Raw genomic sequence first — 15,195 nt, forward strand, 5'->3', positions numbered from 1 at the left:
GATCAACGCCCACTGCTCATCCGAGAGCATCTGAAACCGCGACACGACCAGCAGCATCCCAGCCACCAACCGCGATCTTTGTCAGACACGCCCTAGGAGTCCAGCACCTCACGTGCCAGCCGGTCGAGGTAGTTCGCGAAGCGGCGCCGGTCCTCGGCCGGCCAGTGCGCCACCAGCGCCTCGAACACCTGCTCCTGGTGCGCGTGCGACACCGCGAGGAACTCCGCGCCCGCTTCGGTGAGTGACAGCCGCGCGCGGCGGGCGTCCTCGGCGGACGTGTCGCGCCGCAGGTAGCCGTCGCGCACGGCGTCGGCGATCATCCGGCTCGCGACCGAGCGGTCCAGGCCCAGCTGGCGCGCCACGTCGGCGACGGTGACCTCCCCGCGCGGCGCGGCGCTGTGCACGGCTTCCACGACGTACAGGTTCTGCACGGTCGCCGTGCGCGGGGCGTCCTCGTCCAGCCGCTGCGCCACTTCCGGCGCCCAGCGCCGGGACCAGAACCGCACCAGCCGGAACAACGCGCGCCCCGCGGCCATCGAAAACTCCCTCCGTCAGCCGTCATCCTTGCATGCGTGCAAAACACACGCATAATATGTGCGAAATGCACGCAAAGAACCGAGCCTTCGCCGCGCTGCTGCTCGGCATGCTGATGGCCCAGCTCGACACCACCGTCGTCGTCGCGGCGCTGCCCGCCCTGCAGGCCGACCTCGCCGCGGGGACGGCCGTCGCCGGGGTCACCACCGCCTACCTGGTCACGGTCACGTTCGCCACGCTCGTGCTCGGCAGGCTCGGCGACCGCCATGGCCGGCGCGCCGTCTTCACCGGGTCCGTCCTCGTCTTCGCCGCCGCGTCCGCCGCCTGCGCCGCCGCACCGGACATCGCCACGCTCGTCGCAGCGCGAGCCGTCCAGGGCATCGGCGGCAGCGGGCTCGTCGTCACCGCGATGAGCGCGCTCGGCGAGATGTTCGACCGCGACCAGCTGATCCGCCGCGCCGGGTGGCAGACGGCGGTCTTCGCGCTCGCCTCCGTCGGCGGCCCGCCGCTCGGCGCGCTGCTCGTCGCCGGACCGGGATGGCGGTGGATCTTCCTGCTCAACCTCCCGCTGTGCCTGATCGCCCTCGCGATCGGTTTCCGCGGCCTGCCCACCGGAACCGGCCGGACCCCGCCGCTGCGACCCGCCGTCCGCGCGATGTTCTCCGATCGCACCACCCGTCGCGCGGTCGTCGTCACCGCGTTGTCCGGGCTCGCGTTGTTCGGGACCTTCACCTACGTCTCACTGGCCATCGCGCTGATCGGCGCCACGTCCGCGCTGCTCACCGCGATGACGGCCGGTCAGCTGGTCACCTCGGCGTCCTTCGCGGCGTGGGCGCGCCGGTGGCCGGACCTGCCGGCGTGGGGGCGGCTCGGTTGCGCCAGCGGCGCTGTGGGTCTCGTCCTGCTGGCCCTCGCGCCGCACGCCGGCGTGGCCGTGCTCGTGCCGGGGCTGTTCCTGGCCGGTGCCGCGTTCGGGCTCACCGCGTCGGCGTACACGCTGCTCGTGCAGACCACCGCGGCGAAGGAAGTGCTGGGCGCGAGCATGGGTGTGCTGGCCTTCGCGCGCCAGGCCGGAGGCGTCGTCGGCACCGCGGGCCTCGGCGCGGTCGCAGTGCTGTGCACCGGCGGGTTCGGCAGCCCGGGGTTGACGATCGCGTTCGCGTGCGCCGCTCTCGCGATGGCCGTGGCGCTCGCCGTCACACCCCGGGAAGCCGTCGACCTGAAGACCTCGAACAAGGCGAGGTAGCTCTTGCCGCCGCGGCCGTCCGCGATCGCCCGCGCGGGATCGGAGCCGAGGTACCGGGGGCGCCCATGTTCGTCAGCGTTGCCCGGTAGCGCCGGCGGTCGCCGACGATCCGGAGGCCTGTGCCGCGGCCGTCGCCGCGCGGTGACCGGCGCCACCCGCTCGCTGTCACATCTCGCGGGGCCGTCTCGTCCCCTCGGCAGGACCACGAAGGAGGACGACATGCCACGCATCCCCGCGGTGTCCGAAAAGGACGCCGGCCTGCTCACCAAGCTCGTCTACCGCTACGCGCGCAAGCGTTTCGGCGCCGTGCCGGAGCCGTTCGCCGTCGCCGCGCACCGGCCGGCCCTGATGCGCGCCAGCGGGATCCACGAGATGCTCGTCGAGAAGGCGATCAAGCACCTGCCGGTGAACGTGGCCGAGCTCGCCCAGTACCGGACGGCCGTGCGGCTGGGCTGCTCGTGGTGCGTCGACTTCGGCACGATGCTGCAGAAGCACCACGGCCTGGACATCGACCGCCTGAAGAACATCGACGACTACGCCACGTCGGAGCTGTTCACCCGCGCCGAACGGCTCGCCCTCGCCTACGCCGACGCGATGTCCGAGACCCCGGTCGCGGTCACCGACGAGCAGGTCGCCTCGCTGGAGCGCGAGTTCGGCCGGCCCGGGCTGATCGAGCTGACCTACCTGATCGGCCTGGAGAACCAGCGCGCCCGCGTCAACAGCGCCCTCGACATCACCGACCAGGGCTTCACGTCGGGGGACGCGTGCCGGGTTCCGCAAGCCGGCTGAGCTTGTCGGGGTTGGCCTGGTCGTAGATCGCGGTGATCAGCCCGTCCCGGACGGTGAACGTCTCCAGGTGCGCGTCCAGCGGCCGGTAGCCGTCGCCGCCCGGGGCGGGCGGCAGGTAGAACCCGAGATCGCCGTTGACCAGCAGCGGACGGCCGCCGGCCAGCGCCTCCGGGCGGTAGAACCGCAGCAGGCCGAGGAAGAAGCGGATGATCTTGTCCGCGCCCACCATGACCTGCACCGTGGTCTTGGCCTTGCCGTCGCTGTCGCCGATGAGCACGACGTCGGGGTGCAGCACCTCGGCCACCGCCCGCACGTCGCCCTTGGCCAGCGCTGTCATGAACCGGTCGAGGATCTCCTGCTGCTCGGCCAGTTCCGCGCGCGGCGGCGGCTGCGCGTCGTCCAGCGCACGCCGTCCACGCGACGCGTGCTGCCGCGCCGTCGCCGTGGTGACGCCCAGGATCTCCGCGATCTCGTCGAACGGCACGGCGAACGCGTCGTGCAGCACGAACGCCACCCGCTGCTCGGGCGTGAGCTTGTCGAGCACGATCATCGCCGCCATCCGCACGCCCTCGTCGCGGACGGCGGCCTCCAGCGGGTCGTCCGCGGACGGCGCGCCCAGCGGCGTGACGATCGGCTCCGGCAGCCACTGGCCGACGTACTTCTCCCGCCGCGCGGTCGCCGAGCGCAGCCGGTCCAGGCAGATCCGCCCGACCACCGTGGTCAGCCAGGCCCGCAGCTCCTGGATCTCCGCACGCTTGCGCTCGTCCAGCGCGGCCAGCCGCAGCCACGACTCCTGGACCGCGTCCTCGGCGTCGCTCACCGAGCCGGTCAGCCGGTACGCGACGGCGGTCAGGTGCGCGCGCAGCCCGGCGAACTCCGCGGCGACCCCATCCAGCGTGCTCACACACCCGAGTGTGCCGTACGACCCGGCCCCGCCGGTCACTAGACTGGTCGTCGTGGCAGGCCGGATCCGGGAAAGTGACATCGCGGAGGTGCGCCAGCGCAACCGGATCGACGAGGTCGTGGGCGACTACGTGGCCCTGCGCAACGCCGGCGGGGGAGCGCTGAAGGGGCTGTGCCCGTTCCACGACGAGAAGACCCCGTCGTTCAACGTCCGGCCCACGCACGGCACCTTCCACTGCTTCGGCTGCGGTGAGGGCGGCGACGTCATCAAGTTCCTGATGAAGATCGACCACCTCCCGTTCGTCGAGGCGGTCGAGCGGCTGGCCGACCGCGTCGGGTTCCGGCTCACCTACGAGGGTGGCGGCGGCAGCGTCCAACGCGACCGCGGCACGCGCAGCCGCATGGTCGAGGCGCACAAGGCCGCCGCCGAGTTCTACGCCGAGCAGCTGCGCACGCCCGAGGCCCAGATCGCCCGCGACTTCCTCGCCGAGCGCGGCTTCGACGAGACCGCGGCCCGCACGTTCACCTGCGGCTACGCACCGGCGGGCTGGGACAAGCTGACGAAGTACCTGCTCAACCGCGGTTTCGAGTTCAGCGAGCTGCTCAAGGCCCAGCTGGTCAAGGAGGGCCGCCAGGGCCCGATCGACCGGTTCCACCGGCGGCTGGTGTGGCCGATCCGCGACCTGTCCGGCGACGTCGTCGGGTTCGGCGCGCGGCGGCTGCACGACGACGACCCGATCCAGGCCAAGTACCTCAACACCAGCGAGAGCCCGATCTACAAGAAGTCGCAGGTGCTGTTCGGGCTCGACCTGGCCAAGCGGGAGATCGCCAAGCGGCACCAGGTGGTCGTCGTCGAGGGCTACACCGACGTGATGGCGATGCACGCCTCCGGCGTGCCCACCGCGGTCGCGTCCTGCGGCACGGCGTTCGGCGAGGAGCACATGAAGGTGCTGCGCCGCCTGCTGATGGACGACGACGCGTTCCGCGGCGAGATCATCTTCACCTTCGACGGCGACGAGGCGGGCCAGAAGGCGGCGCTCAAGGCGTTCGAGGGCGAGCAGACCTTCGCCGGCCAGACCTACATCGCGGTCGCGCCCGACGGCATGGACCCGTGCGACCTGAGGCTCGCCAAGGGCGAGGCCTCGGTGCGCGACCTGGTCGCCCGCCGCACGCCGCTGTTCGAGTTCGCGATCCGCAGCATCCTCAAGGAGTACGACCTCGACTCGGTCGACGGGCAGGTCGCCGCGCTGCAGCGCACCGTGCCGCTGGTCGCGCAGATCAAGGACCGCGCGAAGCGGGACGGCTACGCCACCAAGCTGTCGTGGTGGGTCGGCTGGCAGGACGAGGCCATGGTCGTGCGGCGCGTGCGGGAGAGCGCGGGCGGCGCGGTCCGGACCAACGGGCGCAAGCCGGTGCAGCGGGTCAACGGCACCCCGGCGGCGGACGTGCCGCGCCCGGACCCGAACGACCCGCGGCTGATGGCGCAGCGCGAGGTGCTCAAGGCCGCGCTGCAGGAGCCGGCGTATGCGGGCCCCGAGTACGACGCGCTGCCCGAGGAGGCCTTCACCCACCCGGCGTACGTGGCGGTGCACCGCGCGGTGCTCAAGGCCGGCGGCACGGGCAGCGGGCTGGCCGGGCCGGCGCTGATCGACGCGGCGACCCCGTACACGCCCGACGGGCCGGTGCGCTCGCTGCTGTCCGAGCTGGCCGTGGAACCGTTGCGCGCCAAGGGCGAGGCCGACGGGCACTACATCGGCAGCATGATCGCCGCGGTGCAGGAGAACCTGGTCGGGCGGCAGATCGCGGAGATCAAGTCGCGGCTGCAGCGGCTGTCGCCGATCGAGGCGGCCGACGACTACCGCGCGTTGTTCGGGGACCTCGTCGCGCTGGAGGAGTACCGGAAGGCGCTCAAGGCGCAGGCCATCGGCGGGCTGGGGTAGGCCGTGCGGTGGCTGCGACGGCTGATCGGCGACCCGCTGCCGGAGGACTTCCCCGGACGCCTGGCCGAGGGGGAGAACGCGATCGGGTCGGCGCCGGTCCGCGGTGGCGGGCACCTGGTGGTCACCGAGCTGGGGCTGTGGATTCCGGTGCCCGATGGCGCCCGGCGGATCGGCTGGCACCTGATCAGCAAGGCGGTCTGGGGTGACGGGGCGCTGACGGTCACCGAGGCCGACGAGACCGGCACGGCAGGCGCCGCGGTGGTGCTGCGCGACCGCGAGCCGGTGCGGTTCGAGCTGCCGCGGCCGGGCAAGGTGCCGTGGCTGGTCCGGCAGCGCGTGGACGGCTCGATCCGGGCGCGCCACCGGGCGGAGCTGACCAGCGGCGGGGTGTGGTTCGTGCAGCGGAAACTGCCCGGGCGCGACGGCGTGGTGCTGCAGGCGCGGCCGGATCCGGGCGTCGACCTCGACGTCGTTGCGGCGATCGCGCGGGAGGCCGCGGAGAAGCTGGCGCCGCCCCAGGCTTAGCAGTACGCTCGTACTGTGTGGGATCCTGCGAAGTACCTCGACTACGCGGACCTGCGGGGACGCCCGTTCTATGACCTGATCGGCCGGATCGACGCGGCTGAGCCTCGGCGGGTCGTGGACCTGGGCTGCGGGCCCGGAAACCTGACGTTGTCGCTGGCCTCGCGCTGGCCAGGGGCGAAGCTGGAGGCGCTGGACAGCTCGCCGGAGATGGTCGAGGCGGCGCGCACCGCGGGGCTCGATGCGCGGGTGGCCGACGTGCGCGAGTGGTCGCCGGAGCCGGACACGGACGTCGTGGTCACCAACGCGGTGCTGCAGTGGGTGCCGGAGCACCGTTCGTTGCTGCGGCGCTGGGTGGGGGAGCTGCCGTCTGGCGCCTGGTTCGCGATGCAGGTGCCGGGGAACATGGACTCGCCGTCGCACACGCTGGTCCGGGAGGTGGTGGCCCGGCCGGAGTGGTCTGCGCGGGTGGGCGGGCTGCGGGGCGTCGAAGCGGTCGCCTCGCCGGCGGAGTATGCGGAGTTGTTCGCCGAGGCGGGGTGTTCGGTGGACGCCTGGGAGACGACGTACGTGCAGCGGTTGAGCGGGCCGGACGCGGTGCTGGAGTGGATCACCGGGACCGCGTTGCGGCCGGTGCGGGCGGCGCTGGACGACGACGAGTGGCAGCGGTTCCGCGCCGAGCTGGCGCCGTTGCTGAACGAGGCCTATCCGCCGCGCGCGGACGGGACGACGTGGTTCCCGTTCCGGCGGGTGTTCGCGGTGGCGCGGGTGTGAGCGTCTAACATCCGCGGGTGGCCTCCTACGACGATCTTTTCGAGCACCTGGACGTGGCGTCACTGCCCGAGCGGCAGCAGCGGATCCTGGTCGCGATCCGCGATTGGGTGAACCGGTACGGGTACGCGCCGAACACGCGGGAGATCGGCGAGGCGGTCGGGCTGCGGTCCTCGTCGTCGGTGTCGAAGCACCTGGCGGCCTTGGAGGAGAAGGGTTTCCTGCGCCGCAGCGCGACGATGTCCCGGCCGATCGACGTGCGGGCGTTCCTGGCCGGTTCGTCGTCGCCTGGTTCCTCGTCGGATGATTCGGTGCCGGTGCCCGTGGTGGGTGACATCGCGGCGGGCACGCCGATCTCGGCGATCGAGCAGCTGGACGACACGCTGACGCTGCCGAGGGAACTGACCGGGCGCGGCACCGTGTTCGGCCTCCGGGTGCGCGGCGACTCGATGATCGACGCGGCAATCTGCGACGGCGACATCGTGGTGGTGCGGCAGCAGTCGGAGGCCCACTCGGGCCAGATAGTAGCCGCGATGATCGACGAGGAGGCGACGGTGAAGGTCTACCGGCGCCGCAACGGCCACGTGTACCTGGAGCCGCGAAACCCAGCGTACGAGGTAATCGACGGCGACCGGGCCGTGATCCTGGGCGCCGTGGTGTCGGTGCTGCGGAGCGTTTGATTTTTTCTCGGCATGGGGCACGTCACACGCCGGTGGCGTGCCCCTTTTTCGTCGGCAAAGAAAAACCCCAGGTCGGTGACCTGGGGTGGAAGCTCCCCCGGCTGGACTCGAACCAGCAACCCTTCGGTTAACAGCTACATGGTGGTTGATGGTGACCTGGGCTTGCGCTGCTCCGGCTCGTCCTGCTGGCCCAGGATTCGCCAGGATTGTTCGCGTCAGTCCGCCGCCGTTGATGTCACGATTGGATGTCAGCAGCCGGGGGCCGCGCGAGCGCGAAAACGCTGTTCAAAGGGGGTGCGCTCCGACCGCACGTCACCTTTCCGCGATCCCAAGCCGCCCATAGCCGGGACGGGCGCCGTCAACCCTTGTAACCGATCACGCCGCACAGCCGAAGTACGGGATGTGACTGTGCGTGCACGAACCGACCACCAGAGGCGTGATCGGCGCGAAGCGGGGTTGACGGCGCCCGGCCCGGCATTGACCATCCGGCGATCGCGGAAAGGTGGCGCCTACTGGCAGCCGCCTGCCTTGGGTGCTCCGTGTCTTTCTCATGCGCCCTTCCCGCGCCCCGCGCGCGCCGGCCGACGGCGTTGAGCGCGGCCGTGCAGAGCGGAGCGGGCCAGCTCGGCCGCGTGCCAGTTCGGCCCGCGCGCCCGCCCGCTAGGGCGGCTTGAAGACGTAAAGAAAGTTCTCACGCTACCTTGCTTAGTCATCCATTTGGAGGGAACCGAATTGCCGCAGATGTCGACGCAGGAGCTTCTTGAGCTATATCCAGATGCCGAGCAGCGTAGTCGAGTGCTGCGCTTGCACTCCCTCAGCTACTTTCTGACTCATTGCGTCATTGACGATAAGTATCGAGTTCCCGAGGGATTACATACGCCAATCGTGCTGACGTCGTATGGCGAGAAGATATTTCAGCGTCTCAGCAAGGCAGGTGTGCCCTTCCCGGAAGCTCGCCTCCTGTGCTTTCTAGAGATGCTAGGACCCAAGCCGCTGGTGGATGTTGAACGCACCAACATCGACAAGGTTATTTCAGCTATCAGTCAGCAAATCAAATCCCATGAACTCTTGTTAACGTTCAGGTTCGGGCGGCAGTTGTTTGATCATTTCAATGGATTACATGATCAGGAGAAGAGCGCACTCTCCAATAAGGAGACCTTGGAGTTGCTCCACAGCATGCCTCAAGGTGTCTATCAAGTGGACGAGTTCGTGTCCGGTCCTTATGGGCTATTGCTGAGTTCAACTTCTCGGTTGATCAGTCCACGCACAACAATCCCCCTGCAATTTTGCTCCGATTCCTCCTGTCGATTGGTGCACAAAATCGCCCTGACGACCAGTCAGGATGCGCCAATCAATGAACACCGCAGCAAGATTGGTAAAATGCTTGATTCTGACGGGCAGTCGATTGAAGCTTGGTTCAGATTCTTTGACACGTTCGGCTCGAAAGCTTCTCATTCGTCTGAAAGCAATGGTGAGCCCTACATTACTCTAATTGGCGATGCTCTAACAGATGAGGAGATGCGGTCATGTTTGGCTTGGCTTCTCGATAAGAGAGGTGGCCAGCTGCGCAGCGTCGCAGAAACGGTCGGTTTGCGAGGTAAAAGCGAAACGATAACATCAAAGTTGAACCGTGCGCAGATGCTCCAACTGATTTGCACCGCTGACAATGAGAGCATCGTCGCAGCTCTCGATGCATTGGTCGCCGAGCAACAAATCAAGGTCCCGGAGGGGGAGGTCCGCACTGCGACGGTAAACCGCGATACGTCCTACGGTCCATATAGCCTCTTCGCGGAACTAAGCCGTTTAGGTGTCAGGCTGCAGAGTCGCCGAACGTCCATAGCGCCACTCCGGCTTCGGCAACTCGTCGACAAAATGTACAATCTGCAAGAGCAGAGCGATCGAGATGAACTCTTATGGCAACTTCGCGCTGAGCCGGAAGAGTCGGTGGAGCGACGCTTGCAGAGGCATCTTCAGAACGAGGACCCCAGTGAAATCATCGAGAGATTGGCCCTTGCTCGCCGCAGCAATGTGATAGTCGCCAGCGAGTACTTGAAGTTCGATGAGAGAATTCCTCGATCGGATGCAATGCTTGTGGATACGATGATGTGGAAGTTGGGCTTCCCCGTAGATACTTTTCCGGATAAGAACGCGAGACTCTTCTCTCTTCAAGAGGAGATCCTGCTTGAGATCCGACGGAAAGATTCAGAAGCTTCGACTGAATTTTACGAGAATCTAGATAGTCTCTGTCACAAGTTCTGGAAAGAACTGGAGGATGTTCTCTACGACAGTGCGTCGTATGTCACGTGGGCGCTCACTACCGATCACTTTACTAGTCAGAAGCCCTTCACTTACCGAGAGGACGTGGATCCTCTCACCTCGCTTCTCAGTCTTAACGACGATGAGGACAATTCAGAGCATAAAGTTGAATTTTCCGATAAACCCAATTTGTATGCTCTGTGCAGGGCATTTCAGAGGTTGGCCGGTAAGCTTTCTGGTATTCAGGTCGACAAATCTAAGTATAAGCGCGACGATTCGCAGTATCCTGAATGGTCGAAAGTCGAGGAGCTGCAGGTATTTCCATTTGATCACACCATCCCCTTTTTGGATCTCGCTGATGACTCACAGGCAAGCATCATCGAGCTCCTGAAGTCGGTCAGCAAGCTGCTCCTTGGAGCTCAAGTTTCAGAGCTTCGTAACGCCACTAATCATCCGCGTCGATCGCCCACGAGTCTCGAGCAATTGCGAGTTTCTCTCGAAAATACCCGCGAAGCCATATCTCTACTAGAATCCAACGGGCTATGCCGACTTACATACAGTTTGGCGAGCCATGAGGGTGATGCAATGGAACGCCAAAAGATGATGCTCTCGCACCGGCGAGGATATCAGCACGTAATCTACCTCCCAAACAGCTATTCATGGCTCCATTTTCCGCGGCCAACGGAGCCTCAGTACGTGATGGGTTCAGCTCGAATCAAGGAGAGTGCCGAGGTTCTGCGCTTTACTCGGAGCGTCGACTCACCGTTTGCTCACATGTATTCCGACTATCCGATCCGGCCGACGGGTCTAGCTCGTGAACGAAACGCAGATTCGAAAGACGAGAGCGAAGCGCGATAATTTTCACGTGCCCCAGCGTTGTTCGAGCGCGGTAAGAAGGTCGATTATTCGAGTGTTTAACGCCTTGCAGATGTAGTACATTTCTACGACGTCGAGTCGTCGTTCGCCCGACTCATACTTGCTGACGAACGACTGTGGCACTCCCAGGCGCTCTGCCACTTGCACCTGCGTGAGGCCGGCTTCCTGGCGTAGTTCGCGCAGGAGGCGGCAGAGCTGCTGGTACTCGGCCGAGTAGATCGACTTCTCCACCTGTCAAGGCGACCGGAGAGTCAGCGAATATCCCAAAATCGGATATCCTGGCGGTCGTGCCCTGCCGCAGCGAGTGGCACCGTCGTGCGGCGGGGTGCGCAACCGATGTCGCCGACAGGCAGGAGGGAGCATGAGCGATGACCTCGATGGCAGCCATGCCGTCGACCGACGCATCGTCTTTGATCCGGACAGCAACCCGGACAAGTACATCTACGAGCAGCTGGCCGATCACCTGGCCAGGCTCATTGCTGCGGGCCAACTGAAGCCCAACACCCCGTTACCGGCCGAAAGGCGCCTGGCTGCTGAGTACGGCGTGGCGCTGGGCACGGCTCGTCATGCGACCAGCGTCCTGCGGGAACTGGGTCTGGTCTTCACGGTCCGTTCGAAGGGCACCTTCGTTCGCGGGCCTCGTGCGTCCGCTGAATCTTGACGTTACGGTGGGCGGATGTCGCTGATCTCGTGGGCATACGACCTCTCCGAGGCGAAGCTGCGTGACGCGCTGCCTCGACGATGGGCCCACGTCCAGGGCGTAGCCCGGCAGGCGCGCACCCTCGCGCCGATCGCCGGATCGGACGCCGAACTGCTGGAAGCTGCGGCCATCCTTCACGACATCGGGTACGCGCCCGATCTGGTCGACACCGGCTTTCACCCCATCGACGGCGCTACCTACCTCGCCAAGGTCGACGCCCCCGAACGGCTCGTGCACCTCGTCGCACACCACTCCTACGCCGTCTATGAAGCCGAACTGCGGGGGCTGACCGAAGAGCTGGCCGACTTCCACGACGAACGCGGCTCGATCCGCGACGCGCTCTGGTACTGCGACCTGACCACCTCGCCGGACGGCGAGACCGTCGACGCCGAAGACCGCATCGCGGAGATCAAGCGGCGCTACGGCCCTGACCATCTCGTGACTCGGTTCATCACCGGTGCCACTCCCGAACTGCTGGCAGCCGTCGAGCGCACGAAGGGCCGTCTCTCCGCCGTCTCGGCGGCTAACCCAAATGGACGTCCGCAGGGTGCTTGACCGCGTGATCGATCCGCAGTCGCATGGACGGGTGGATGTCCAGCTCGTCCAGGCGCTCCGGCGCGACCCAGTGCACCTGCCGTGACTCCGAACTGGGCCGCAACGACCCTGCGAGCGGGCGGGCGTGGAAGCAGATCGAGAACTCCTGCCGGACCTCGCCATCGTCGTAGGCGATGACGTGCTTGGGGTCGGAGTAGATGCCGCTGATCCCGGTCACCTCGACCGTCAGCCCGGTCTCTTCCTCGACCTCGCGCCGCACGGCGTCCACCACTGACTCGCCGAGGTCCTGGGCTCCGCCGGGGAGTGCCCACAGGCCGTTGTCGGTGCGCTCGATCATCAGGATGGCGCCGGCCTCGTTGCGCACCACGGCGGCGACGGCGGGCACGATGCTGTTGGCGGCCGGGGCGCCGGGGTCGTCGTAGTAGTCCTTCTTCGGCACGAGCCTCAGTCCTCCCACTTGTGCGGTTGAGCGTGCTCCCACACGGCGGTGAAGCTGTCCGCGTAGGTGGTGAACAGGTCGCCCGCCGACAACCGCCGTAGGTGCAGCGCGGGGGCGTGCGCGGCCATCTTGCCGAAGACGTGCGGGTTGACAATCATCTCGTCGTCGAAGCGGAAGATGCTGTTGTACAGCACCGTTCCGTGGGTGCGGATCTCGATACCGGGCACGCCGTCGAGCTTGCGGAAGTAGGCCAGGGCGTGGTCGATCTTGGCCGAGATCGTGTGCGGTCCGATGCCCTCGTCGGTGCTGCGCTGGATCACCGCCGTTGCGTCCCGGTCGCCGAACAGCAGCCGGATTCGCGCACCCGCCTCGGCCTTGCCGCGCAGCAGCTCCAGGAGGCCGGGCTTCTCAGTCATGAACATGCCCACGTAGACCAGCATGTCCACGTACGTCGTGGCCTGTGCCAGCAGCTTGTCCCACAGGTCGGCCGGCACCGAGTTGCGGTGGGCGTAGACCTTCACGATCTCGGAGTTGCTGACCTCGCTCGCCTTGGCCTCGGACAGCGCGTCCGGCCATAGGTAGCTCTCACTCTCCTGCAAGATCGCCGCGATCTTGTGCCGCGACTTCGCGTAGGGCGTGCGGCCCTTGGTGATCCAGCGCTCGACCGTCTTCGGGTCCACTGCGATACGCTCGGCGAGCTGGTCCGGGGTGAGACCCCGGACCAGCAGGGCGTCACGTAGACGCTCGTTGGTCATCGACCCTCCCCCAAGTACTCCTAGGGACGTCTTCACGCTACCAGAGACGTCCCTAGATGTCCCTCCGTGCGGTGAAGCTGTCCCCGTCCTCGGCGGCATCGTCAGGGACGCACCGAAGAGCGCTATGGAGCGGTGCGGAACTGATCACTCTTGGAGGACAGATTATGCGTCTGGTCATCGACACTTCGCAGGTGACGTTCACGGTCGGCCGGGAGGCTCAGCCGAAGACGGATCAGAACGGAATTCAGCGGGTCGAGCGCAGCACGAACGTTCCTATGTGGACTGTGTAGCTGGTTGCCATGGACGGCTCGGGCGCGGAGGTGATCAGTGTGACCGTCGCGGCCCCGCAGGCCCCCAAGGTCACCACTGGCACCGTCGTGACGCCCGTTGAGCTGCAGGCGATTCCGTGGGCACAGAACGGCCGCAACGGCGTGGCTTTCCGTGCCGTCGACATCAAGGCTGTCTCCGGTTCGAAGACGTCGGCGAACTCCGCTTCCTGACCGTGACGAACGTCTGAAGTGTTCACCCGGCACAACAGCCGGGACCTGGTCGAGCGGAACACCCTCGGCCGTTAGTCATTCCCCTCGAAGAGAAGCACGGGACCGGTCTGGTTCTTGGCGGTTCCTGTCCGGACCCGTGCCTCTTTCGTCTCCACCTTGGAGGAGTCGTGGCGAAGTCTATCCGCCGGGCGCGTGGCGCGCGCCGCATCGATGTCATGGAGTTCTGGCACGCCCCGAAGCAGCACTGGTTCGTCGTGGGCCTGGGCGTGTTGCTGCGCTGGCGCGCAGAGATCTTTCTGACCGCCGTGTTCCTCGTGGGCATGGCGTGGCTGTACCACCAGGTCGGTGAGGGTTACGCCTGGCTGATCTTCACCGGGACCGTGGTTGTCGTGGTGCTGGTGCCGCAGAGCCGTTGGTTCGTGTTCTCCCGGTTCTGGTGCCTGGTCGACCGGCACCGGTTGCGGACCTGCCTGCGGCAGGCGCGTGCCCGCACGATGAACCTGGACGGCGCGCTGCCGTTCATGCTGTGGGCGCGGCCCACGAAGACCGGGGAGCGGATCTGGTTGTGGAGCCGTGCGGGCTCCTCCGCCGGTGATCTGGAAGCGGTCCTCGAGTACATCGCGCCCGCCTGCTATGCCCGTGACGCGCGTGTGCGCCGGGTGCGCAAGCTGTCCACCCTGTTCGCGGTCGAGGTCATCCGTCGTGACCCGCTGGACCGCTCGACGCCGATCGACTCGCCCCTGGCGAAGGTGGCGTCTCTTGTTCGCAAATCCCGTAGTGAGGGGACCGAGCCCATCGCGGCCGCCACGGTCACGCCGCTGCCCGTGCAGGACAAGCCCGCGCCGAAGCCGGCCGCGGTGGTCCACGGCGAAGACCTCTCCGACTACATCGACTGAGAGGCGTGGTCATGCGGAAGAACACCATTCCGGTGGCTGGGCTGTCGATCTACGACCCGGTGCACCTCGGTATCTACGAAGACGGCTATGGCGTGGACATCGAGCTGATCTGGCGCAACATCCTGCTTGCAGGCGAGCCCGGCGCGGGTAAGTCCGTGGGCCTGAACAACATCGTCGCGCACGGGGCGCTGTGCCCGGACCTGTCGTTGTGGCTCTTCGACGGCAAACAGGTCGAACTGGGCCTGTGGCGCGAGGTGGCCGACCTGTTCGTCGGCCCCGACATTGAACGCGCTCTGACCGCGTTGGAGCGGTTGCAGGCGGAGATGGACCGCCGGTATGTCGAGCTGGACCGGGTGCGGCGGCGCAAGATCGACCGTCACGACCCGATCGACGTGATCATGGTTGTGATCGATGAACTGGCCCTGTTCTCGGCCACGATGGGCACCAAGGATCAGCAAGAGCAGTTCGTCCGCCTGCTGCGGGACCTCGTGGCCCGGGGCCGGGCTGCCGGGATCATCGTCGTAGCCGCGACTCAGCGGCCTTCTGCCGACATCATCCCTACTTCGCTGCGGGACCTGTTCGGGTACCGCATGGCTTATCGCTGCACCACCGATTCCAGCTCGGACATCATCCTCGGTCGGGGCTGGGCCGCGCAGGGATTTGATGCCTCCAACATCGCCCCGGAGGAACGCGGCGTCGCCCTGCTGCTCGCCGAAGGCGGCATTCCGCGCCGGATGAAGACCGCCTATCTCACCGACGCGCACATTCACTCGCTCGTCGAATACGCGCGCCAGATCCGCACTCGCAAGACCGCCTAATCCGCATTCGCAATT

Annotated in this window: 17 protein-coding genes; 12 read left to right on the forward strand and 5 right to left on the reverse strand. The window is 66.7% G+C overall.

From position 1 onward, the window contains the following. Positions 1-92: 92 nt before the first annotated feature. Positions 93-536: a MarR family transcriptional regulator gene (locus ABZ215_RS33305; protein ID WP_354954233.1), complete on the reverse strand. Its 444-nt coding sequence runs from the start codon at positions 534-536 to the stop codon at positions 93-95. Positions 537-601: 65 nt separating this feature from the next. Here ABZ215_RS33305 and ABZ215_RS33310 point away from each other — a divergent pair, with 65 nt between their 5' ends. Next, positions 602-1,780: an MFS transporter gene (locus ABZ215_RS33310; RefSeq protein ID WP_354954235.1), complete on the forward strand. Its 1,179-nt coding sequence runs from the start codon at positions 602-604 to the stop codon at positions 1,778-1,780. A 219-nt stretch (positions 1,781-1,999) separates the two neighbouring features. Beyond that, on the forward strand, positions 2,000-2,569 hold the full coding sequence (locus tag ABZ215_RS33315) for a carboxymuconolactone decarboxylase family protein (protein ID WP_354954237.1): 570 nt from the start codon (positions 2,000-2,002) through the stop codon (positions 2,567-2,569). On the opposite strand, the gene ABZ215_RS33320 is transcribed toward ABZ215_RS33315, so the two are convergent. Then, a complete protein-coding gene (locus tag ABZ215_RS33320; protein WP_237338347.1) occupies positions 2,529-3,512 on the reverse strand; it encodes a sigma-70 family RNA polymerase sigma factor in 984 nt (327 codons plus the stop codon). The genes ABZ215_RS33315 and ABZ215_RS33320 overlap by 41 nt on opposite strands. Before the next feature lie 13 nt (positions 3,513-3,525). Here ABZ215_RS33320 and dnaG point away from each other — a divergent pair, with 13 nt between their 5' ends. From dnaG to ABZ215_RS33345, 5 genes are all read left to right on the forward strand, one after another. Then, complete coding sequence (gene dnaG / locus ABZ215_RS33325; RefSeq protein WP_237338346.1) at positions 3,526-5,412, forward strand: DNA primase; 1,887 nt, start codon at positions 3,526-3,528, stop codon at positions 5,410-5,412. Between the two features lie 3 nt (positions 5,413-5,415). Then, the gene (locus tag ABZ215_RS33330; protein WP_020416638.1) at positions 5,416-5,937 is read left to right on the forward strand and encodes a hypothetical protein; all 522 of its coding nucleotides are present in this window, start codon (positions 5,416-5,418) and stop codon (positions 5,935-5,937) included. A 15-nt stretch (positions 5,938-5,952) separates the two neighbouring features. After that, positions 5,953-6,708, forward strand: a complete 756-nt coding sequence (locus ABZ215_RS33335) for a trans-aconitate 2-methyltransferase (RefSeq protein WP_354954239.1) — start codon at positions 5,953-5,955, stop codon at positions 6,706-6,708. 17 nt (positions 6,709-6,725) lie between these two features. After that, positions 6,726-7,385, forward strand: a complete 660-nt coding sequence (gene lexA, locus ABZ215_RS33340) for a transcriptional repressor LexA (RefSeq protein WP_354954241.1) — start codon at positions 6,726-6,728, stop codon at positions 7,383-7,385. Between the two features lie 741 nt (positions 7,386-8,126). Next, complete coding sequence (locus tag ABZ215_RS33345; protein ID WP_354954243.1) at positions 8,127-10,499, forward strand: hypothetical protein; 2,373 nt, start codon at positions 8,127-8,129, stop codon at positions 10,497-10,499. A 3-nt stretch (positions 10,500-10,502) separates the two neighbouring features. Here ABZ215_RS33345 and ABZ215_RS33350 read toward each other — a convergent pair whose 3' ends face one another. Beyond that, the gene (locus ABZ215_RS33350; protein WP_354954245.1) at positions 10,503-10,748 is read right to left on the reverse strand and encodes a helix-turn-helix transcriptional regulator; all 246 of its coding nucleotides are present in this window, start codon (positions 10,746-10,748) and stop codon (positions 10,503-10,505) included. Between the two features lie 130 nt (positions 10,749-10,878). Here ABZ215_RS33350 and ABZ215_RS33355 point away from each other — a divergent pair, with 130 nt between their 5' ends. Next, complete coding sequence (locus tag ABZ215_RS33355; RefSeq protein WP_354954247.1) at positions 10,879-11,178, forward strand: winged helix-turn-helix domain-containing protein; 300 nt, start codon at positions 10,879-10,881, stop codon at positions 11,176-11,178. A gap of 15 nt (positions 11,179-11,193) precedes the next feature. After that, the gene (locus ABZ215_RS33360) at positions 11,194-11,772 is read left to right on the forward strand and encodes an HD domain-containing protein (protein WP_354954249.1); all 579 of its coding nucleotides are present in this window, start codon (positions 11,194-11,196) and stop codon (positions 11,770-11,772) included. Here the strand turns inward: ABZ215_RS33360 and ABZ215_RS33365 are convergent. Then, a complete protein-coding gene (locus tag ABZ215_RS33365) occupies positions 11,741-12,211 on the reverse strand; it encodes an NUDIX domain-containing protein (protein ID WP_354954251.1) in 471 nt (156 codons plus the stop codon). The genes ABZ215_RS33360 and ABZ215_RS33365 overlap by 32 nt on opposite strands. Before the next feature lie 5 nt (positions 12,212-12,216). Further along, positions 12,217-12,966, reverse strand: coding sequence for an XRE family transcriptional regulator (locus ABZ215_RS33370; protein ID WP_354954253.1), 750 nt, complete (start codon positions 12,964-12,966; stop codon positions 12,217-12,219). Between the two features lie 329 nt (positions 12,967-13,295). On the opposite strand from ABZ215_RS33370, the gene ABZ215_RS33375 reads away from it, so the two are divergent. The 3 genes from ABZ215_RS33375 (at position 13,296) to ABZ215_RS33385 (ending at position 15,180) form a co-directional block, all read left to right on the forward strand. Continuing rightward, positions 13,296-13,466 carry a hypothetical protein gene (locus ABZ215_RS33375; RefSeq protein WP_354954255.1) on the forward strand — a complete coding sequence of 57 codons (171 nt, stop codon included), beginning with the start codon at positions 13,296-13,298 and terminating at the stop codon, positions 13,464-13,466. A gap of 167 nt (positions 13,467-13,633) precedes the next feature. Continuing rightward, a complete protein-coding gene (locus ABZ215_RS33380; protein ID WP_354954257.1) occupies positions 13,634-14,362 on the forward strand; it encodes a hypothetical protein in 729 nt (242 codons plus the stop codon). 11 nt (positions 14,363-14,373) lie between these two features. Then, complete coding sequence (locus ABZ215_RS33385) at positions 14,374-15,180, forward strand: FtsK/SpoIIIE domain-containing protein (protein WP_354954259.1); 807 nt, start codon at positions 14,374-14,376, stop codon at positions 15,178-15,180. The last annotated feature ends 15 nt before the right edge of the window (positions 15,181-15,195 follow it).

Source organism: Amycolatopsis sp. NPDC006131 (assembly GCF_040614175.1).
GTDB lineage: Bacteria > Actinomycetota > Actinomycetes > Mycobacteriales > Pseudonocardiaceae > Amycolatopsis_E > Amycolatopsis_E tucumanensis.

Coding starts and splice junctions, on each gene's coding strand:
- ABZ215_RS33370 (WP_354954253.1), bottom strand. CDS start 12,966: ATGACCAACGAGCGTCTACGTGACGCCCTGCTGGTCCGGGGTCTCACC.
- ABZ215_RS33355 (WP_354954247.1), top strand. CDS start 10,879: ATGAGCGATGACCTCGATGGCAGCCATGCCGTCGACCGACGCATCGTC.
- ABZ215_RS33310 (WP_354954235.1), top strand. CDS start 602: ATGCACGCAAAGAACCGAGCCTTCGCCGCGCTGCTGCTCGGCATGCTG.
- ABZ215_RS33305 (WP_354954233.1), bottom strand. CDS start 536: ATGGCCGCGGGGCGCGCGTTGTTCCGGCTGGTGCGGTTCTGGTCCCGG.
- ABZ215_RS33345 (WP_354954243.1), top strand. CDS start 8,127: ATGTCGACGCAGGAGCTTCTTGAGCTATATCCAGATGCCGAGCAGCGT.
- ABZ215_RS33360 (WP_354954249.1), top strand. CDS start 11,194: ATGTCGCTGATCTCGTGGGCATACGACCTCTCCGAGGCGAAGCTGCGT.
- ABZ215_RS33315 (WP_354954237.1), top strand. CDS start 2,000: ATGCCACGCATCCCCGCGGTGTCCGAAAAGGACGCCGGCCTGCTCACC.
- ABZ215_RS33385 (WP_354954259.1), top strand. CDS start 14,374: ATGCGGAAGAACACCATTCCGGTGGCTGGGCTGTCGATCTACGACCCG.